Source organism: Pseudoalteromonas sp. TB64, from assembly GCF_000498095.1.
Taxonomy (GTDB): Bacteria; Pseudomonadota; Gammaproteobacteria; order Enterobacterales; family Alteromonadaceae; genus Pseudoalteromonas.
In genome coordinates, this window is record NZ_AUTQ01000187.1 from 1 (window position 1) to 19,892 (window position 19,892).

Genomic DNA, 19,892 nt, shown 5'->3' on the forward strand with positions numbered 1-19,892 from the left:
GTTACTACAGGAGTGTCGGTTACTTTAGTTTCTTGTTGTTTTTCACCACAACCTACTAAGCCAAGCGCAAGTGCGATACTTGCAGCAGCCATTGTTACTTTATTCATAATGATTCCGTTTGTTAGTTAGAATTTAATACCAACTCCATTAAATTCTTGAATATAGCAGGAGTAAAAATAGCACTGCCTACACGCTTTTACTTAATGGAATGGGTATCAAAGAGCTTTCGATCAATATAAAGCCCACGCAGTATCATAAACCTCATTAAGCCAACAATAAAATGGAATATGTAACAAAGTATTTTGAATGCGGTGAGCTGCCAAATTAGCCCCACCAATAACAAGATGGTGGGTAGTTAAGACTTACTTTTATTTTTTCCGTGAAGCGCTAAACGCTCTAGTTTTTCTTTTAAAGAAGGGGGTGCAGAAGATGCTATCGCGTTTAAGTAATCCGCTGTTTGCTCACTCATTTTACGTGAGTTGGTAACTGCAGGACTGCCCGACTTATTCGCTGTACTTAATCTCTGAGTTGCTTGAGGATTTGCAGTTATTTTTATTTGCCCGAGCTCTGCCATTCCGGCAGCTCTAAAATGTGAAAGCATATCCATTTTCAAATAATTAAGTCTAAGCGCGATAGGTGCAGATACAGCCTCTATCATTAGCGTGCCGTCTCGGTAATTACTGACTCGGCATTTATCACCCAACTTAGGACCCAAAAAATCTTTTAATAGGGTTTGCTGTGTATCAAGTGCTTGGCTTTTGCCTGCATAAGCTGATAAACGATTATTTAACCCCGCCATAATATCGGTTAGCGGTTTTGGTGCATATCTATCTTTAGCCATTTTACACCTCGTAAAAGCTCACTTAGACCCAGAGATAATACTCTAGGTCTAAGTATACACTGCGTATTAATACTACGCGCCGGCTATTTGCATTTGCTCTATTAATACTGAGCCAGTTTGAATACCACCACGGCGTTCGATGTCACCACCAATAGCAGATATGCCTTTAAACATATCTTTTAAATTACCAGCAATGGTAATTTCGCTTACAGGATATTGGATTTCACCATTTTCAACCCAAAAACCAGCAGCACCACGAGAGTAATCACCCGTTACGGTATTTACGCCCTGCCCCATTAGCTCTGTAACTAATAAGCCGGTGCCCATCGTTTTTAATAGTGCAGTTAAATCGTTATGAGTTTGCTCAACAAGCCAGTTATGTATACCGCCAGCATGCCCTGTTGGGGTCATATTCATTTTACGCGCGGCATAACTTGCTAATAAATAAGTTTGTAGCTCGCCGCCTTGAATAATTTCCCTATCGAATGTTTTAACACCTTCGCTATCAAACGGTGACGACGCCAACCCTTTTAAAATATGTGGGCGCTCGGCAATATTCACACAATTACTAAATACTTGTGTGCCTAAGCTATCAAGTAAAAAACTTGATTTACGATAAAGCGCACCACCACCAATTGCCGACACTAAGTGACCAAACAATGAATTTGCAATATCGGCTCTAAAAATAACAGGCACTTTCATTGTGCCTAACTTTTGGCTATTTAATTTAGCCAATGTTTCAGCTGCTGCTTCAAGCCCAACTGCCGCTGCGTCATTTAAACCCGCTTGATCGCGTGCAACAGTATAAGCAGAGTCGCGTTGCATCTGCTCGCCATCTTGACCTATTACCATCGTACTAATACTATGACGAGTGCGTGGAAAGCCAGTTATCAAACCATGGCTGTTACCATAAACACGTAGCCCCTGATGCGATGAAAAGCTCGCACCATCAGAGTTAACAATACGCTCATCTGCATTTAGTGCAGCTTGCTCAGCAGCATGACAAAGCTCAATGCCTTCCTCAGGGCTTACATCCCAAGGATGGTATAAATCTAAATCTTTAGGATTAAATTCAAGTAACTCTTTATCAGCAACGCCGTTAAATGGGTCATCAGATGTAAATTTGGCTATATCAATCGCTTTTTCGACTACCATGCGCAATGTTTTTGGGTTTAAATCAGCCGTAGACGCCGAGCCTTTATTATTACCAACATATACACTAATGCCTAAGCCGCCATCTTGGTTAAACTCAATGGTTTCTACTTCACCCATTCGTGTACTAACCGATAAACCAGACGTACTAGACATTGCCGCTTCTGCAGCTGTAGCGCCTAATTTTTTAGCATGTTCGAGTACTTCTGCTACCGCATCTTTAACTTGCGATATTTGAGAATATATTGGATCGTTTTGTTGGCTTTTCATAAATTAAGTCCTGAGCCTTAGAGGCATAATGCACACATTTCTTATATTTAAATGCTAACACACTCAATGCATCACATCAGCTAATATTCCTAAGTATCATATTCATGTATAATGGTAAAAGTTATTTTTATTTAAGAGCACCCCATGGCAAAGAAAAAAGGCAAGCCTGCTGAAATTGAAGAAGAAATTGAATATGTATCAAGAACGGAGCTTAAGCGCGAAGCGCAAGAGTTTCATCAGTTAGGTACTGAAATTGCCAAAATGGGTAAAAAACAGCGCGAACGCCTGCCATTAAATGACGATTTAAAAGCAGCAATGGTGGTTGCGGATAAAATTAGCAATAAAAGCGACGCGTACCGCCGTCACTTAAACTACATTGCTAAAACGTTGCGTACTGTAGAAAACATTGACGCTATTAGAGCGATTATCGATGTAATGCTTAATAAAAATAACCAAGCTGAAGTATTGGTCAAAAAAATTGAGCAATTACGTTCAGATTTAATTGAACAAGGCGATGACCTTATCAATGAGACTATTGAGCAGTTTCCGTCTCTTGATCGTCAGCAAATGCGTCAACTGGTTCGTAATGCGGCAAAAGAAGCGAAAGCTGAAAAGCCAGGTAAAGGTTATAAAGAGTTATTTCAATATCTCAAAGATGCTCATACCGTTACGTATTAATTAGGTCGTATTAAATTATATTTATTAAAAAAGGTGCTTCGGCGCCTTTTTTGTTATAGATCAAACCACCTTCTTACATACTTTTTTATAATCACCATCTAAATAAATACTTAACCTGAACTCTGGTTACTTAGGTGCGCGTGATGATTAAACTTCCACAATGGGATCAAACCCTAATAAACAAATATAATGTGTCTGGCCCGCGTTATACCTCGTATCCCACCGCTCTATCACTGCGTGACGGGTACCAGCAACAAGACTTAATAAGCGCTATAGAATCGTCAACGAGTCGTTCACTTTCTTTATATATTCATATCCCGTTTTGTAGTCAGCTTTGCTACTACTGTGGCTGTAATAAAATAATTACCCGCCATCAATCTAAAGCAGATACGTATCTCGACTTTTTAGCAAAAGAAATTACTGCCCAAGCGCATTTATTTAAAAGCTACACGGTTGAGCAATTACATTTAGGTGGCGGTACTCCCACCTTTTTAACCGCAAAACAAATGACCCGTCTAATTAAGCTTTTAGAGCAGCACTTTAACTTTACAAGTACCACAGAGCGCGGCATTGAAATAGACCCACGCTCACTTGCTGATAATATGCTTGTTGATTTAAGGATGCTTGGCTTTAATCGTGTCTCGTTTGGTATTCAAGACTTTAACGACGACGTGCAACTTGCTGTTAATCGCCCGCAAAATGCAGATACGGTTAAGCAATTAATTACACAAGCTCGCGAGCTGGGATTTCAATCGATTAATGCAGATATGATTTACGGGCTACCACTGCAAACACCACAGAGCTTTAAGCAAACTATAGAGCAACTTATTGAGCTAAGCCCTGATCGTGTGTCCGTTTTTAATTACGCGCACTTGCCAGAGCGCTTTGCCGCACAGCGTAAAATTAAAGATGCAGATTTACCTAATGCACACAATAAACTCACCATGTTTAAAAATACGTTAGAGCAGATGACGCAAGCAGACTATCAATTTATTGGTATGGACCACTTTGCAAAAACCGACAACGAACTAGCTGTTGCACAAAATGAAGGCAAGCTACATCGTAATTTTCAAGGTTATACAACACATGGAAATTGCGATTTATTAGGCTTGGGCGTGTCATCAATTTCGCAAATTGGCACTGCTATTTTACAAAATCAAAAAGAATTAAAACATTATTACCACAGCGTAGAAACACAAAGCGGCTGTGCTCTTAATAAAGGTATGCACTTAACACGTGATGATGTAATTCGTGCTGATGCAATTAAACAGCTCATTTGCCAATTTGAATTAGATATACAAGCGTTTAGCGAAAAGCATGCACTTATATTTAATGACTACTTTGAGGATGCATTAGTAGCACTTGCGCCACTTATAAAAGATGAACTAGTCACTATAATTGATAATAAAATTAGCGTAACGCCACGCGGTAACTTATTTATTCGTATTATTTGCATGTGCTTTGATACTCATTTACAAAAACAAATAAATGCGACGCGCTTTTCTCGGGTAATTTAACTGATACTAATTTAATGCAGTTAGTATAAAACCATTACGCATAAAAAAGCAGACCAAGGTCTGCTTTTTCTGAGTACTCGAAAAATTAAAGCTAGTTAAAAACCACTTTATCGCTGCCTGGGGCAGCTTTAAATTCGATGATAATTTTAGCGCAATCGGCTTTAACTTCATCTTTAAGTGTTTCTTCGGCGCGCCAGCGAGCTGTGTCTAGCTTAAAAATCTCTTTTTTAGAGTATTTTTTACGTGCATCATGCGTCGGCATTTCTTTAACTACCTGGTACATTTTATAGATGCCAGGGTACTGTGTTGTTAAATCACGCTCGCTCTCAAAGCCATATTGAGACATAAGTACCCAAACACGTAAACAGCCTTCAGAAAACTCACACTGCTCTTCATTCATTGCACGCGCAATTAAATGAATACTATCGGCTAGTTTGGCATTTCGCTTTAAACGCGACTTTTCAAGCTTTTGCTTTTGTTCAGCCTGCGTTTTAGCAATTAACTTTTTTTGCGCATTTAACTTATACAGCAACTGACCCGCATAAAATGCCAGACCAACTATTATAGCAGCGCCTAAAAGTAAGGCTAAAATTACCGCGGTACTCATTAATTACCCTTAATTACTTGTCTTCATCATCATCTAGCCATTCATTAGCTAGATCGTTTGATAAATATTGGTCAAAGTCTGAATTTGAATTATCTTCATCACTAAAGTCATCTTCAAGTTCTGGCTCATCTTCGTCTTCAAGACCTAACAATTCACATAAAACTTGATGACGAGCAATACGACTATTAAAGTACTTAGCATCTTTACCTGTTAGTAGTTCGCCGCCTTCATGGCGCTCCACTAACTTAAGTAAACGCACATCATTTTCAAGCGCTTCAAGCTCTTGCTCTGGCGTAAACTCTGGTTGCACAACTTTTTTAAGTTCAATCGTTGGTTTTAAGTTACGTTTCATTTCTACTTTTGGTTCAGCAGCAGTCGCAATTAATGGCACTGGTTTTTTACTACCAATACGCTTATCTCTAGAACCAGAATGTAAATTTTGGCTTTCGCTATCAAGTAAATCTGGTGCGTTACGAGAACCAGGCTTAGCACCTTTGGTTTTTTTAACTCGCTGCTCTTTTAACGCACGCATCTCTTTAAGCTTATCTTGGCTTAAACGTACTGGTCCATTTGCTGGGCTTTTGCGTGACTTTTTCGTTCTACTCATATCTTGATCGTCTCACTTAAGAGGTTTTGAGCGAGGCGCAAATTAATGGGCATCGCAATGCTGGCATAGCCAGAAGAATTCAGTTTGCACTTCAGAGGTTGGGCTTCTCTGTGTTATAGCGCCTAAACTAGCTTACTGCTAGTTATTAAACGGTGGGTATTGTAACAGGACAAATAAAAAGGCGGTAGAGAAAACATCTCTACCGCCTGCTAATCTGAGCGCCATTATCTGGACACTTCTCCCTTCGACTTTTTTTAGTCTTTATTATTTTTATTATTATCAGTCCGTATTGTTATTATTTTTACGTTCCTTGTACCATTCCATTTTGTTTTTATTATTAAACTTCCATGAGTTTTTTATTATTTTCGGTCTTCCTGACGCTTTTTTAGCATTTCCTTTAGTAGCACCAAACTTGTGCCATGTAGTCGTGCCGCGCTACTTTCCTTATAGCTAATTCCGTTTTATTATTGTTTTTTGCGACAGGGGTTAATTTACTCGTTAATAACTTTGTTACAACTAATTTATATGTTTTTTCTTACAAAACACATATAGGTAAACAAAAGTTCATATTAATTACAATAACTTAATTAATAGTAAACATTTAAAATAAGACTTTTCCTACAACAGAGTATGGTCAATGTCTTACAAGGTTAGAGGTAATGTCGCTAATTTTAGACACAAAAAAAGCAGCCTAAGCTGCTTTTTTGTACACATTACATTGTATTTATTAATTAAAAATTAATAAATAAGACTTTAGTGTAAACCACCTAAGTACTGAGAAAGTACTTCAATGTCTTTATCTGTTAATTTCTTCGCTATATCGCCCATCATGCCATTTAAGTCATTATGACGAGTGCCATCACGGAATTTCTCAAGTTGAGACTTGATATATCCTGGATGCTGAAAAGAAATTTTTGGAAACTTAGCTAATGACGAACCATTACCACGTGGACCATGACATGCAGCACATGATGGAATTCCACGGTCAGCATCGCCTGCTTTAAATAGCATTTCGCCAACTTCAACAGCATCTTTAGGTGTAGCACCTTCAGACATGTTCATTGAAGAAAAATAAGCAGCTAAATCTTTCATGTCTTGTTCGCTAAGTGGCATAGCCATAGCGCTCATTACCGGATCCATACGACCTTCTTTGCCGCCAGAGGTCATGCCTAATTTCAAATCCTTAAGTTGTTTAAGAATATAATCTGGATGTTGACCTGCAATTTTAGGGTAAATATTAACCGGCGCATTACCGTCTGGGCCGTGACAAGCCGCACACGTTGCTGATTTTTCTTTACCTGCGTTTACATCGCCATCAAATGCTGTTGCGTTGCTTGCTGACAACGCACCGAGCAATATTGTTAAAGATAGTGCTATTTTTTTCATGGTGAATTCTCTGTTTCCGACCCTGTATCATCTACAATCGTGATGTTGTAATACATATATTCTACACGATAATAAATTCTCTGGCACGTTTTCTACACATATTAAGCTTATAATTTACAGGGTATTGACTTAGATTAAGCTTTAGTATGTTTTAAATGTACCATAGGTGCTGTTTTTAGGTGTTTAAATACGCTTTTTAATACGTCCTTTATAGTATAAAATACGCGCCCTGAGTGAATTTGGTTTACTCAATGTTATTTTTTTAAGTTTTAGGAGAGCCTGTGCTCAAATCTCGTATCAAATATAATACTGCGTCTTTCGTAACAAGCGCTCCCGACATTACTAAATTACCTGCTGATACGGGAATTGAAGTTGCGTTTGCCGGTCGTTCCAATGCAGGTAAGTCGAGTGCGTTAAATGCATTAACAGATCAAAAGCTAGCACGTACAAGTAAAACGCCAGGACGTACTCAACTAATCAATACATTCGATTTAGCTGATGTTGACGATATGCGCCTTATCGATTTACCTGGCTATGGTTTTGCTAAAGTACCAATCGAAATGAAAAAGAAATGGCAAAAGTCGTTAGGCGAATATCTACAAAAGCGTCAAAGCTTAAAAGGTATTGTAATTTTAATGGATATTCGTCACCCATTAAAAGATTTAGACCGCGATTTAATTAATTGGGCTATTGGTAGTGAAATTCCAGTATTAGCACTATTAACTAAAGCCGACAAATTAAAGCAAGGTCCTCGTAAATCACAAGTATTGCAAGTTCGTCGTGAATTAAGCACGCTTGATGGGGATATTACAGTTCATGCGTTTTCATCATTAAAAGGCACGGGCTTACCTGAAGTAGCTAAAAAGCTAGATGAATGGTTTTTAGGTCCTGTTATTGCAATACCACCTACTGATGAAGTAGTAACTGACGAAACTAACCCAGAAGCCTAAGCTCTGGTGTTAGGATAAATAAAACTGCTTTCCTGCAGATTTAATAAAATAGCCGAGCTTATCAGACTCGGCTTTTTCAGCCCACTGATAAAATACACTTCGCGTAATACGCGCACTACAGCCATAAGGTAGCTTTAAATAAGGTACTTTTGACCCTTTATAGTCTTTTATAGCTAAAGGCTGCTGAGCACTCNCCAGCCACTGCCTAGCTAAATTATCGATACAACACAACACCTGCCCTTGCGCTGTATTTTCAAAACGCCAATCAACAATAATAAACGGCGCGTCATCAACCGTTATTGTTATTTTTTCGACAGGTGTTTTTAAATAAAATTGCTCACCTTCTTTACATAGAACAGAAGCAAACAGCTTCACCATGGCTGAGCGTGTTATTTCGCTGCCATCGTAAAACCATTTACCTTCATGATTAATGACAATTGGCAGTTCCCCACAATGTGTAGGCTGCCAACTATCAAAAGGTTTGCTTGGCTCGCTTAATTGCTTGCTAAGCTCACTTAAAGAAATCACTGTTTTTTAAGTGTTAATGCAAACGAAACAGGTACTGCTGTTGCAATTGATGGTAGACCCGCTAATTTTTGCAGCTGCTTAACGCCTTCCGTAACACCAAAATCAGCACTATTAATAATAATAGGTGTAAATGATGACACCGTTAAATCGCCACTTTGCGTGCTGTTAACGAGTACATCAATCGCCAATGGTTTTTTATTACCATGAAAATCAAGCTCAGCTTTAATGCCCTTTAGAACATATTGACCAGGCTTTTTAATATTACTCAGCTCTTTAGTTAAATTTGCAGTTAAAATCGCGTTTGGAAATTTAACTGCTTCAAACAAAAGTGCTGTTAAACGCTCATTACGAATAGGAATTAAAGTCTCGGCTGATGTTAAGTCAACATTAACGCTAAACTCGCCTTTATCAGAAAGCATACCTTCAAGGTTTGTAAAATGGTGTGCTTCAGCAATGGTATCTTTTTTTATAGAAACAAAGCTTAACTGACTTTTATCATTTACTAACTGCCAGTTAGCTTGAGCGACATTAGAAATAACTAAACTTGATAACGATAAACCTGCAATAGCTAACGCTTTAAACATAACGCACTCCTTAAGATAAATATAAATAAGATCAGGGTATGTTGACCTTTTAGGATTAATTTAAAAATCTAGAAAGATAAACAGACCTTCATCCGATGGTATCACCCGATGTTTGCCCAAACCATACTAAAATATCGGATTCGGTATTTCATTACGACTTAACTTAAAAATACAGCTTTTAAAGTACCGTTATAATCAACTTAAATTTTATTGAGGGATAATTTGAGTTTTGAATAAATAATGAGTAAAAATTTAGAGGCATAAAACAAAAAACGGCCCACCAAACAAGTTGGTAGGCCGATATAGCAAACTGGGGAGAAGCTATCAATTTGTTGCACCCTTTCAGATGCATCATCAACAGGATGTCCTACAGGATAGGACAGGCGGGACTTTAACAAATGCACGCATTAAAATACAATCATATTCCTGTAAAATAGCTCGAATTGACGAACATATAACTATTTAATACAAATAGTTGCTTAAATTAACCTTATCTTAACTAAAGCTTCCATGTAGCCAATAAATTAGTCGCTGTCTGTTGTTTTAATTAAACACAAAAAAAGCGCCTAAAGGCGCTTTAATTAAAATATTTAAATAGCATTAATGAGCTTGTTCCCAGTTGTCGCCTTCATCGGCTTCAACTATAAGTGGCACATCAAGCGCAGCGGCTTGCGACATGAGCTCACAAATGTGTTTTGTGTATTCTGCCGCGCAGTCTGTTTTAATTTCAAATACTAATTCATCGTGTACTTGCATAAGTACCTTAATCGTATTTGGCGCTTGTTCGTGTACCCAGCGGTTAACACTCAGCATTGCCTTTTTAATAATATCAGCAGCAGTACCTTGCATTGGCGCATTAATAGCAGCACGTTCGGCTCCTTTTCTACGCGCCCCATTACGTGCGTTTATTTCTGGTAAATGTAGGCGGCGACCAAATATTGTTTCAACATAGCCATTTTCAGCTGCTTTTTCGCGTGTTGTTTCCATGTACTCTAATACACCTGGAAAACGCTCAAAGTATTTATCTATGTAATGCTGTGCTTCATGGCGCGGCACATCTAGTTGACGTGCTAAACCAAATGCCGACATACCGTAAATTAAACCAAAGTTTACGGCTTTAGCTTTACGGCGCATATCGGTAGTTACATCATCAAGCTCTACACCAAATACTTCGGCTGCGGTTGCACTATGCACATCTAAACCATTAGCAAATGCATTTAATAGACCTTTGTCTTGTGAAAGATGCGCCATAATACGCAGCTCAATTTGGCTATAATCGGCAGCGACAATTTTATAACCATCTGCGGCTATAAATGCTTCACGAATACGGCGACCTTCTTCTGAGCGAATAGGAATATTTTGTAAATTAGGATCGGTTGAGCTTAAACGTCCCGTTGCTGTAACAGCCTGATGATAAGACGTATGCACACGCTGTGTTTTCTCATTCACCATCAATGGTAATTTATCGGTATAAGTTGATTTAAGCTTTGATAAACCACGATGCTCAATTATTACTTTAGGGAGCGGATAATCATGAGCAAGCTCTTGCAGTACTTCTTCTGCAGTAGAAGGTGCGCCTTTTGGGGTTTTTTTGATAATAGGCAGCTCAAGCTTTTCAAACAACAATACTTGTAGTTGCTTTGGAGAGCTTAAGTTAAATGGTTCGCCTGCTATTTCAAACGCTTCTTTTTCAAGCTCAATTAAACGCTCACCTAAACGTTGGCTATGCGCTGCAAGCATATTACTATCTATTGCAACACCCGTGCGTTCAATATCAGAAATTACACTTACAAGTGGCATTTCTATATCTTCAAATACCGATTTAAGTTTTTCATCCGCTGCTATTTTTGGCCAAAGCACTTCGTGTAAACGCAAAGTAATATCGGCATCTTCTGCGGCGTAAGGCGCAGCTTTTTCAAGTTCAATTTGGTTAAAGGTAAGTTGCTTTTTGCCTTTGCCAGCAATATCTTCAAAACTAATATTTTTATGACCTAAGTATTTAAGTGCTAGTGAGTCCATATCGTGACGCGTGCCAACACTATTAAATACATACGACTCAAGCATGGTGTCAAACTTAATACCGTTTAGCGCAAAACCTGCATTAGCCAATACGCTTTTATCGTATTTAAGATTTTGTCCTACTTTAGCTTTGTTTGGGTCAGCCAAAATTGGACCCAGCTTTTGCATTACAAATTCAAGGCTTAATTGGTCAGGCGCACCTGGATAGTCATGCGCTACAGGTAAATACGCAGCTTCACCCGTTTTTACCGCAAAGCTCATACCCACTAATTGCGCTTTCATGTAATCAAGGCTGGTAGTTTCAGTATCAAATGCAAATAACTCGGCACTATTTAACTGCTCTATTAGCGTATCAAACTGAGCTTCGGTTAAAATAGTTTCGTAATGAGCATCTTCTACTTTTGGTAATTCAGTTGCTTCTGTAGGCACAGCTAAATGTGTTTCTGCATCTTTAGGGTTATCAAGTAGCTCAGCTAACCAACGACGAAATTCGCACTCACCATATAATGCGATTAATTCGTCTTTATTAGGATCTTGTAGTTTGAATGTATCAAGATCAGATTCAACTTCAACATCACACTTAATTGTTGCAAGTTCGTAGCTTAGAGGCAGGTGATCGAGTGCAATCGCTAACTTTTCACCTATTTTACCTTTGATCTCACTCGCGTGATCCATAACACCTTGAAGAGAGCCATATTTTTCTAACCACTTAACTGCCGTTTTAGGTCCACAGCCCTCAACACCTGGAATGTTATCAACCTTATCACCCATTAATGCTAAGTAATCGATAATTAGCTCTGGGCCTACGCCAAACTTTTCAACCACAGTAAGGGGATCTGAAATACTGTCGGTCATCGTGTTTATAAGCGTAACGTGCTCATTAACAAGCTGTGCCATATCTTTGTCTCCAGTAGAGACTAAGACATGTCGTTTTTGCTCTGATGCTATACGTGCAAATGTACCAATAACATCATCAGCTTCAACGCCTTCAATACTAATTAGCGGAAAGCCCATCGCTTTAATAATACTGTGTATCGGTGCTATTTGTGTGCGTAAGTCATCCGGCATTGGCGGACGATTCGCTTTATATTCGCTATACATATCGTTACGAAAAGTTTTACCTTTAGCATCAAATATAACCACCATGTGTGAGGGATCATATTGTCTGATCAAGCTTTTAAGCATATTGATCACACCGTAAATAGCGCCGGTAGCCTCACCCTTTGAATTAGTTAAATGCGGCGGAGAATGATAAGCACGAAATAAATATGACGAGCCATCAACTAAAATGAGTGGGTTTTCGGGGATCTGAGCCATGGTGAATTTGGATCCTAAATGCAAAAAATTAAGGTAATTATAAGCATGCCATAAGGTAGTAAATAAAACGACAGTGAATTACTGTTTATCGTGTTATTAAAACTAGAGCAAGCTGTGGATAAGTGTGTAGATAACAGCCACGAGCTATTCTTCCAAAGCATTATAAAATGCTTAAAAAAGACTTTAACTACTTGTTTTTGTTTAAAAAAGATAATACGAGGTTCTTTTTTTATTATTTTAAACCAATGTGGAAAAAGGTTTTCTAACGGTTACATCCGTTGTTAGTCACTTTGATTATTCGCGTCCATTTGAATAACCGGAGGAGTATTCTAGCACAATGGATCGAAGATCATAGCGATCCTTTATAATTTTTTTAAAGACAAAGTGATCGCAAATGGCATAAACCGCAAAACAGCTTGCATAGAGAATGATTTTTGTACTAAAAATTTATTTTCGCGAGAAATTTTGAGCATGTTAGACTTCATCCGATAGACTTATAAAAAAGACTTTAGAGGCACAAAAGCATGAAAAACGTAGCTGTAATATTAGCAGGGTGTGGTGTTTATGATGGTAGTGAAATTAATGAAGCAATTTTAACTTTATTGCACATAGCTAAAAATGGTGCAACTTATCAGTGTTTTGCACCTGATATTGAGCAACTTCATACCATTAACCATATAACAGGTGAAGTAATGCCTGATAAACGAAATGTATTAACCGAGGCCGCTCGTATTGCTCGAGGTGACATAAAATCTTTGATTGAATTAGACGTAACTCAGTTTGATGCTTTAATTGTACCAGGAGGTTTTGGGGCCGCAAAAAACTTATGTGACTTTGCAATTAAAGGCGCACAAGCAAATATTAATGAAGACGTACTTAATGCCTGTAAAGCATTTGCTAAAGCAAATAAACCTGCTGGTTACATGTGTATTGCACCCGCTTTGATCCCATTCATTTACGATAACGCCATACTTACTATTGGTAACGATGATGATACAGCTCAAGCACTAAGCACATTAGGTGCTAAACATATTAACTGTGCGGTGGATGATGTCGTTATCGATGAACAAAATAAGTTAATTACCACCCCTGCTTATATGTTGGCAGAGTCTATTCTTGATGCTGATGCGGGGATCGCAAAGTTAGTTAGTAGCGTACTAACAATAAACTGATTTTGATCTTAAGACGGTCAAAGTTAATTATATAACTGATTACGCTTATTAATTTACTTAACAAAAAACAGTAAATTATTAAATTTTATTGCGTTAACGCAAAAAGTAGTCAGTTTTATTAATAAAAACGCCTCTTAGCATTTTATAAATTGCGCCAGAGAGTTATAATCGGTTTAATTTCCGTCATCTATATCGTGATTGATCACGTTCAAATCGAAGTGAGCAAGGCAAAATGAAAAAATTAACAGCTGCAGCATTACTAGTGCTAGCAACCACAGCATACGCACAGCCATATGATAACTCTATGACTGAAGATGCAATTAAAAAACGCCTCGCGCCAGTTGGTGCTGTATACCTTGAAGGCGACAAAGCTGCCGTTGCAGCAGCTCCTACAGGTCCACGTACTGGTGAGCAAGTGTATCAAGGTGCTTGTTTTGCATGTCACGGTACTGGTGCATTAGGCGCGCCTAAATCAGCTGATGATTGGGCTCCACGTATTGCTAAAGGTAAAGATACTTTACTTGAGCATGCACTAAATGGCTTTAATGCTATGCCTCCAAAAGGTACATGTATGGATTGTTCTGACGATGAGATAAGCGCTGCTATCGACTTTATGTCATCTAAATAGGCACAACTTAATATACAAAAAAGGTTTACTACGGTAAGCCTTTTTTAATACCTAAAATAGTGTTTCTAGCCAGTATGATAGTGGGAATATCAACTTGACGATAAGCATTAAAAGTGAAAGTATAAGGCTAATAACTATACAATAATAATAGCCGGTTAAATCATTGGAAGATAAACTCTTAGTATCGAGTAAATTGGCGTATCAAAATAAACGTCTTAAAACGCTACTCAATAAATACAAACAATCACATCACTTACAAAATGCGCTGATACAATTATCAGAGCAAGCAAGTACTGTTGCCGAGCTAACCCTACTTTATCCCGCTATCCACGACATTTTACAAAAATACGTACCAAGTAAAAGTTTTTATGTGGTGCTATTAAATCAGCACAGCCAATCGTTAGAGCTATCTTACTTTTCAGATGAAAAAGACGGTATTGCTGTTGCTCTTAATCAATCAAATAGTTTTGATGAAGGCGCAACTGGCTATGTATTTAAACAAGGTAAAACTACATGCTTTACTAAGCAGCAAATGCAAGATGCAGCTGCAGAAGGTTTATTTAAAGCATTAGGTACTCCAGCAGAGCATTGGGTAGGCGTACCCGTTTACCAAGAACATAATATTATTGGTGTACTAGCAGCCCAAAGTTACGATACAAAACAAGGTTATAGCGCTCAACAAATACAATTACTTGAGTTTATGTCGCTTTATTTAGCAACGGCAATAGAGCGTGTAAAAAAACGTGAGCTCCTTGAATCAGAAGTGAAAATTCGTACCCGTGCACTCACTCAGAGTAACGATGCATTAAACCTTGAAATAGAACAGCGCAAACGTGCGCTTCAACGCCAACAAATTCTATTTAAAATATCTGAAATAGCAACACAAGCTAAAAACCTAGATGACGCTTACTTTAAAATACATGAAATAATAAAAACAATTACTTACGCAGAAAACTTATATATTGCACTTTATGATAAAGAGACTGGCTGGATAAATTTTCCTTATTGCGTAGACGAATTTAAAGAAAATACACAACCAAGACGCTTTGCTAAAGGCTATAGTGAGCTGGTAATAAGCACTGAAGAAACACAGTTAATTCATCCCAGCAGAGCCAAAGAACTAACAACAAGCGGTGTAGTACAACGCTCAGCCCCTGTACCAAAAGAGCAAATGGCGACAAGCTGGTTAGGTGCTCCTCTTAAAACCGCGCAAGGTGTTATTGGTCTTATTGTTTGCCAAGCTTACGACAACAAGCATATATTTAGCCAAGATGATTGCGAGCTAATCACCTTTGTATCGCATCAAATTGCAGCGGTTTTACAAACAAAACTCGCCAATCAAGCTATCGCTAAAAGTCATCAAGAACTCGAATTTAGAGTAAGTGAAAAAACCAAAGAGTTACGCCAAACTAATCTTCACTTACAAATGCAAATAGATGAGCGTAAAAAAATAGAACAACAGCTATATCATGATGCACATCACGACTCGCTAACTAGTTTACCTAATCGTAGCCTATTTTTGACTCAGCTTGAAAAAACCCTACAGCATTATCAGCGCTTCCCTAATCACCACTTTGCAGTGTTATTTATTGATTTGGATAAGTTTAAAGATATAAATGATCAATTGGGTCATCATGCTGGGGATCAATTTTTAATTAATGTTGGCGAGTTATTTTCGCAGTGTATACGCGAACATGATTTACTCGCGCGTTTAGGCGGCGATGAGTTTGTTATTTTATTAACGCATTTAACTGAGCCACAACAAGCAGAAGATGTTGCAAATCGCATTATTGATTTAATGAAAATGCCATTTTGTTTAAAAGGCGCTTCTTTACAAAGTGGTGCTAGTATTGGCATAACCTACTCAAAATTAGATTACACACACACAGACGAAATTATTCGTGATGCTGATGCTGCTATGTATTACGCCAAAAATTCTGGCAAAAATCGTTATGAGTTATTTCATCCCTTACTAACTCAATCAATACCAGAACAAGAGTTGCAAACATTACATCATTTAGATGTACTGCCTATGAGCTTTAGAGGCTCAGAAATTATTACACTCAACGAGCAACATCAATCTGAGTCGTTATTTGAAGCATTTGGTGAACACCCAATACTTGGTTTTACTAGTTTTGATATTTTAAAAAAGTTTGCAGCAGATAAAGAACAGCACATACAAGTAGAACTACAGTTACTGCAACGTGCCTATGCTAAAGCCGTTAACGCAAATATAGCGATGGCATTAGTACCTTGCTCAAGCTTATTGTTAGGGCTGCATGAATTTACTTTGTTTACCGAAGTGCTCAGCAAACAACAAGGCCAAAGCCAACTGTGCTTATTATTTGATGAACAAGAAATTCGCCATGCATGTGCAACACAAATCAAAAATATTAAAAAATTACCACAGCTTGGTTACTCTATCGGGCTCAATAACTTTGCTAAAGATAGATGCGAGCTTAACTTATTGACCGATGTTAACTTTGACTATTTGCTACTAAGCTCAACCTTTAGTAAACGCGTTTTACAACAAGAAAGCTACGATTATCAGCTCCAAGGTGTATTAGCAATTACAAAGCTTAAATCAATAAAAGTAATCGCTAAAGGCCCTTCAATATTAAACTTCAGGGCTTTATTAGATAAACACGGCTTGAACTTTTTTGTTGGTAAACAGCACTCACTTCAAAGTACTGAGCAATCTGTTATACAAAAAAATCAGTCACTACAAAGCTAGCAACAGCCCCTTAACCCACGCTAGCACTACTCAGGCTTTTTGAACATGGCGCGTAAGTTAGCTACTCGCGCTTGGCCTTTTTCCATTCGTTCGGCTTGCGTATTTGGGGCTTTTCTATTTTCAAACGCAAGGTCATCTTGTGGCAACTCTTGTACAAACCGGCTTAGTTCGGTTTGTGAAGTTTCACCAAATTGGCGACGAATTTTAGCATAAGTGAGCGTTAACTCCTGCTGAGCACGTGTAATTCCAACATAAGCAAGTCGACGCTCTTCATCAACGTTATCTTCATCAATACTTACCTGATGCGGAAGCAGCCCCTCTTCCATACCCACCATAAATACGTATGGATACTCTAAGCCTTTTGAAGCATGAAGTGTTGATAAATGCACCGCATCGGTTTCGTCTTCTTCTTCATTACGCTCAAGCATATCGCGAAGGGTTAGCTTACTAACTACCTCTGCTAGTGTCATTGGCTCGTTATCGGCATCACCCGTTAACATATCGGTTATCCAACGATATAGTTCAGATACGTTTTTCATACGCATTTCAGCAGCTTTGGCACTAGGCGATGACTCGTACAAATACGCTTCGTAGTTAATATTTCTCACCAAGTCTTTAACGGCTTCAAGTGTGTCACTACGTACAGCATTATCTGATAATTCAACAACCCAACGTGCAAACCCAGCTAATGCGTTAAAACCACGCCCTTTTAATCTATAACCTAAATCGTTATCAAAGCAGGTGGCAAATAAGCTCATGTGCTTTTCGTTAGCAAGCGTACCAAGCTTTTCAAGTGTAACCGTGCCTATTTCGCGTCGCGGTGTATTTACGATACGTAAAAATGCATTGTCATCATCTTGATTAACTAGCAAACGTAAATACGCCATAATATCTTTAATTTCTGAGCGAGCGAAAAAAGACATACCGCCACTAATTTTATAGGGGATACGGTTACTCATTAGTGATTTTTCAAAGCCACGCGCTTGATGATTACCACGATATAAAATAGCGTAGTCTTTATAGCTGGTGCGCTTCATAAACTTATGTGAAATTATTTCAGCAACCACACGCTCAGATTCATGCTCTTCATCGCGGCACCCTATTACTTTAATCGGCTCACCGTAACCAAGCTCACTGAATAGCTTTTTTTCAATGTCATGCGGGTTATTCGCTATCAAAATATTAGCGGCTTTTAGTATTCGCCCTGCACTTCGATAGTTTTGCTCAAGCTTTATTAATCTAAGCCCTGGGTAGTCTTTACCTAACAACACTAAGTTTTGTGGGCGGGCACCACGCCAAGAATATATTGATTGATCGTCATCACCTACCACGGTAAAACGAGCACGCTCGCCTACTAGCAATTTAACAAGTTGATATTGGCTTGTATTGGTATCTTGATACTCATCCACCAGCAAGTATTTAAAGCGTTGCTGCCAGCGCTCACGCGACGTTGCGTTATTAGTAAGTAGCAAAGTAGGGATCATAATTAAATCATCAAAATCCAATGCGTTATAAGCGCGCAGCTGATTTTGATAACGAGCATAAAGCTGTGCAAACAACGCCTTTTGCGCATCGCGGGCTTCGCGTATTGCTTGCTCTGGCAGTACTAATTCGTTTTTCCAACTACCAATTTCCATTTTAAGTAGTTTGAGTAAGTCTTTGTCTTTTTTTAGTTCATCTTCGGTCAGCTCACTAAGAAGCTGATTGGTATCTTGATCATCAAATAACGAAAAGCCGGGTTTAAATCCTAATGTGCTTAACTCTTTTTTTATTATTTCTAAACCGAGTGTATGAAACGTTGATACCCATAACCCTTTAGCGTCTTGTTTACCAAGTGTTTGCAGTACTCGTTCACGCATTTCTTTAGCGGCTTTATTGGTAAAGGTAACGGCAGCTATATTTCGCGCTTTGTACTCACATTTTTTTACCAAATAAGCGATTTTATTAGTAATAACACGGGTTTTACCAGAGCCTGCGCCTGCGAGTACTAAGCATGGACCACTAATATATTTTACGGCTTCATCTTGTTTAGGATTGAGTTTCATAACGACCAAAGAAATTTAAAAGACGCGCAATTTTAACGTAACCATTACAGCGAGCATAGCAATTGCCTTAATTAATTAAGGTAAAGATGATCATGTGTTAAATACCGTGGGTATAAGGTAATATTAGTTATTATTATTTTAGGCCGCATCGAAGGGACAAATATGATCACCCCAGCAAAACTTGAAGAAATTGCTAAGCAAATTACTAGCAATATGCCACAAGGTGTAAAAAACCTAGCAGACACACTCGAAGGTAAAACAAAGCAAGTTTTACAAAACAAGCTTGCTGAGATGGATTTTGTGAGCCGTGAAGAATTTGATGTGCAAAGCCAAGTACTTATTCGTACTCGCGAAAAGTTAACTGAACTTGAAGCTAAAGTTGCATTACTTGAGCAACAACTTACAGATAAAACTGACGTCGAATAATGCGTTAATATTTTAAGTAAAAAGGCAGCTTAGGCTTAATGCCAGTCAGTTAACAGCTGACTGGCGTTTTTTATTGGGGTATTTACTGGGTTTTGGTTTCACACACCTCGGATACGCCCGCTCCCGTTTTATCGGCAATATGTGATGTTCAACTTGAGCTTGTAATTGCTCTATTGATTTAGGTATCCGTCCTGCATTTTCTATAAACATTGTATGAATAAGGTTAATAATACTAATAGCACACGTCGTAAAACTCAGGTGTTTTGCATATATTCCAGACTTTTTCTGCGCCATTTTCACCATCTGGTATCGGAGCAAGTTATAGCTCAACATTACGCCCCATAATTCTTGCGCTATCATCTCAGGTTTCTTGCTGCGTAGCGTGAAGTGACTATTTAGTAAGGTTTGTTTCATTTCTCGATAACCAAGTT

16 protein-coding genes and 1 pseudogene are annotated in these 19,892 nt (G+C 38.3%); 7 read left to right on the plus strand and 10 right to left on the minus strand.

Annotation, left to right across the window (positions count from 1 at the left end):
- Positions 1 to 355 precede the first annotated feature (355 nt).
- On the minus strand, positions 356 to 841 hold the full coding sequence (locus L647_RS0115505; RefSeq protein ID WP_024589904.1) for a DUF721 domain-containing protein: 486 nt from the start codon (positions 839 to 841) through the stop codon (positions 356 to 358).
- Between the two features lie 72 nt (positions 842 to 913).
- A complete protein-coding gene (gene pmbA, locus L647_RS0115510) occupies positions 914 to 2,263 on the minus strand; it encodes a metalloprotease PmbA (RefSeq protein WP_007582066.1) in 1,350 nt (449 codons plus the stop codon).
- A 144-nt stretch (positions 2,264 to 2,407) separates the two neighbouring features.
- On the opposite strand from pmbA, the gene yjgA reads away from it, so the two are divergent.
- Both yjgA and hemN read left to right on the plus strand, forming a co-directional pair.
- Positions 2,408 to 2,941: a ribosome biogenesis factor YjgA gene (yjgA, locus tag L647_RS0115515; RefSeq protein ID WP_007582068.1), complete on the plus strand. Its 534-nt coding sequence runs from the start codon at positions 2,408 to 2,410 to the stop codon at positions 2,939 to 2,941.
- A gap of 143 nt (positions 2,942 to 3,084) precedes the next feature.
- The gene (gene hemN / locus L647_RS0115520) at positions 3,085 to 4,458 is read left to right on the plus strand and encodes an oxygen-independent coproporphyrinogen III oxidase (protein ID WP_024611867.1); all 1,374 of its coding nucleotides are present in this window, start codon (positions 3,085 to 3,087) and stop codon (positions 4,456 to 4,458) included.
- A gap of 91 nt (positions 4,459 to 4,549) precedes the next feature.
- Here hemN and L647_RS0115525 read toward each other — a convergent pair whose 3' ends face one another.
- The 3 genes from L647_RS0115525 to L647_RS0115535 all read right to left on the minus strand — a co-directional run bounded on the left by L647_RS0115525 (position 4,550) and on the right by L647_RS0115535 (position 7,058).
- Positions 4,550 to 5,065 (minus strand): DUF2489 domain-containing protein, encoded by a 516-nt coding sequence (locus L647_RS0115525; RefSeq protein ID WP_024611868.1) that lies wholly within the window; start codon positions 5,063 to 5,065, stop codon positions 4,550 to 4,552.
- A 13-nt stretch (positions 5,066 to 5,078) separates the two neighbouring features.
- Complete coding sequence (gene yihI / locus L647_RS0115530) at positions 5,079 to 5,672, minus strand: Der GTPase-activating protein YihI (RefSeq protein ID WP_024611869.1); 594 nt, start codon at positions 5,670 to 5,672, stop codon at positions 5,079 to 5,081.
- Between the two features lie 753 nt (positions 5,673 to 6,425).
- Entirely contained in the window at positions 6,426 to 7,058 is a 633-nt protein-coding gene (locus L647_RS0115535; protein WP_024611870.1) for a c-type cytochrome, read from the minus strand.
- 281 nt (positions 7,059 to 7,339) lie between these two features.
- On the opposite strand from L647_RS0115535, the gene yihA reads away from it, so the two are divergent.
- Positions 7,340 to 8,008 carry a ribosome biogenesis GTP-binding protein YihA/YsxC gene (gene yihA, locus L647_RS0115540; RefSeq protein WP_008137691.1) on the plus strand — a complete coding sequence of 223 codons (669 nt, stop codon included), beginning with the start codon at positions 7,340 to 7,342 and terminating at the stop codon, positions 8,006 to 8,008.
- Positions 8,009 to 8,017: 9 nt separating this feature from the next.
- On the opposite strand, the gene L647_RS0115545 is transcribed toward yihA, so the two are convergent.
- From L647_RS0115545 to polA, 3 genes are all read right to left on the minus strand, one after another.
- Entirely contained in the window at positions 8,018 to 8,536 is a 519-nt protein-coding gene (locus tag L647_RS0115545) for a DUF1285 domain-containing protein (protein ID WP_024611871.1), read from the minus strand.
- Positions 8,533 to 9,120, minus strand: coding sequence for a YceI family protein (locus tag L647_RS0115550; protein ID WP_024611872.1), 588 nt, complete (start codon positions 9,118 to 9,120; stop codon positions 8,533 to 8,535). The genes L647_RS0115545 and L647_RS0115550 overlap by 4 nt, the downstream gene beginning before the upstream one ends.
- Before the next feature lie 600 nt (positions 9,121 to 9,720).
- Positions 9,721 to 12,456 carry a DNA polymerase I gene (gene polA, locus L647_RS0115555; RefSeq protein ID WP_024611873.1) on the minus strand — a complete coding sequence of 912 codons (2,736 nt, stop codon included), beginning with the start codon at positions 12,454 to 12,456 and terminating at the stop codon, positions 9,721 to 9,723.
- Positions 12,457 to 12,980: 524 nt separating this feature from the next.
- Here polA and elbB point away from each other — a divergent pair.
- The 3 genes from elbB to L647_RS0115570 all read left to right on the plus strand — a co-directional run bounded on the left by elbB (position 12,981) and on the right by L647_RS0115570 (position 16,990).
- Complete coding sequence (elbB, locus tag L647_RS0115560) at positions 12,981 to 13,628, plus strand: isoprenoid biosynthesis glyoxalase ElbB (RefSeq protein ID WP_024611874.1); 648 nt, start codon at positions 12,981 to 12,983, stop codon at positions 13,626 to 13,628.
- A 232-nt stretch (positions 13,629 to 13,860) separates the two neighbouring features.
- Positions 13,861 to 14,256, plus strand: a complete 396-nt coding sequence (locus tag L647_RS0115565; RefSeq protein ID WP_024611875.1) for a cytochrome c5 family protein — start codon at positions 13,861 to 13,863, stop codon at positions 14,254 to 14,256.
- A gap of 163 nt (positions 14,257 to 14,419) precedes the next feature.
- Positions 14,420 to 16,990, plus strand: a complete 2,571-nt coding sequence (locus tag L647_RS0115570; RefSeq protein WP_024611876.1) for a diguanylate cyclase — start codon at positions 14,420 to 14,422, stop codon at positions 16,988 to 16,990.
- 26 nt (positions 16,991 to 17,016) lie between these two features.
- Here the strand turns inward: L647_RS0115570 and rep are convergent, their stop codons facing one another.
- Entirely contained in the window at positions 17,017 to 19,035 is a 2,019-nt protein-coding gene (gene rep, locus L647_RS0115575; protein ID WP_024611877.1) for a DNA helicase Rep, read from the minus strand.
- Positions 19,036 to 19,197: 162 nt separating this feature from the next.
- Between rep and L647_RS0115580 the strand changes: the two genes are divergently transcribed.
- Positions 19,198 to 19,461 (plus strand): accessory factor UbiK family protein, encoded by a 264-nt coding sequence (locus L647_RS0115580; RefSeq protein WP_024611878.1) that lies wholly within the window; start codon positions 19,198 to 19,200, stop codon positions 19,459 to 19,461.
- A 45-nt stretch (positions 19,462 to 19,506) separates the two neighbouring features.
- On the opposite strand, the pseudogene L647_RS0115585 reads toward L647_RS0115580, so the two are convergent.
- A pseudogene (locus L647_RS0115585) lies at positions 19,507 to 19,892 on the minus strand (IS4 family transposase); the annotation flags it as partial.

What these genes read in the sequence shown, in the direction of transcription:
- L647_RS0115505 (WP_024589904.1), bottom strand. Translation starts at nt 841, where the DNA reads ATGGCTAAAGATAGATATGCACCAAAACCGCTAACCGATATTATGGCG.
- pmbA (WP_007582066.1), bottom strand. Translation starts at nt 2,263, where the DNA reads ATGAAAAGCCAACAAAACGATCCAATATATTCTCAAATATCGCAAGTT.
- yjgA (WP_007582068.1), top strand. Translation starts at nt 2,408, where the DNA reads ATGGCAAAGAAAAAAGGCAAGCCTGCTGAAATTGAAGAAGAAATTGAA.
- hemN (WP_024611867.1), top strand. Translation starts at nt 3,085, where the DNA reads ATGATTAAACTTCCACAATGGGATCAAACCCTAATAAACAAATATAAT.
- L647_RS0115525 (WP_024611868.1), bottom strand. Translation starts at nt 5,065, where the DNA reads ATGAGTACCGCGGTAATTTTAGCCTTACTTTTAGGCGCTGCTATAATA.
- yihI (WP_024611869.1), bottom strand. Translation starts at nt 5,672, where the DNA reads ATGAGTAGAACGAAAAAGTCACGCAAAAGCCCAGCAAATGGACCAGTA.
- L647_RS0115535 (WP_024611870.1), bottom strand. Translation starts at nt 7,058, where the DNA reads ATGAAAAAAATAGCACTATCTTTAACAATATTGCTCGGTGCGTTGTCA.
- L647_RS0115550 (WP_024611872.1), bottom strand. Translation starts at nt 9,120, where the DNA reads ATGTTTAAAGCGTTAGCTATTGCAGGTTTATCGTTATCAAGTTTAGTT.
- polA (WP_024611873.1), bottom strand. Translation starts at nt 12,456, where the DNA reads ATGGCTCAGATCCCCGAAAACCCACTCATTTTAGTTGATGGCTCGTCA.
- elbB (WP_024611874.1), top strand. Translation starts at nt 12,981, where the DNA reads ATGAAAAACGTAGCTGTAATATTAGCAGGGTGTGGTGTTTATGATGGT.
- L647_RS0115565 (WP_024611875.1), top strand. Translation starts at nt 13,861, where the DNA reads ATGAAAAAATTAACAGCTGCAGCATTACTAGTGCTAGCAACCACAGCA.
- rep (WP_024611877.1), bottom strand. Translation starts at nt 19,035, where the DNA reads ATGAAACTCAATCCTAAACAAGATGAAGCCGTAAAATATATTAGTGGT.
- L647_RS0115580 (WP_024611878.1), top strand. Translation starts at nt 19,198, where the DNA reads ATGATCACCCCAGCAAAACTTGAAGAAATTGCTAAGCAAATTACTAGC.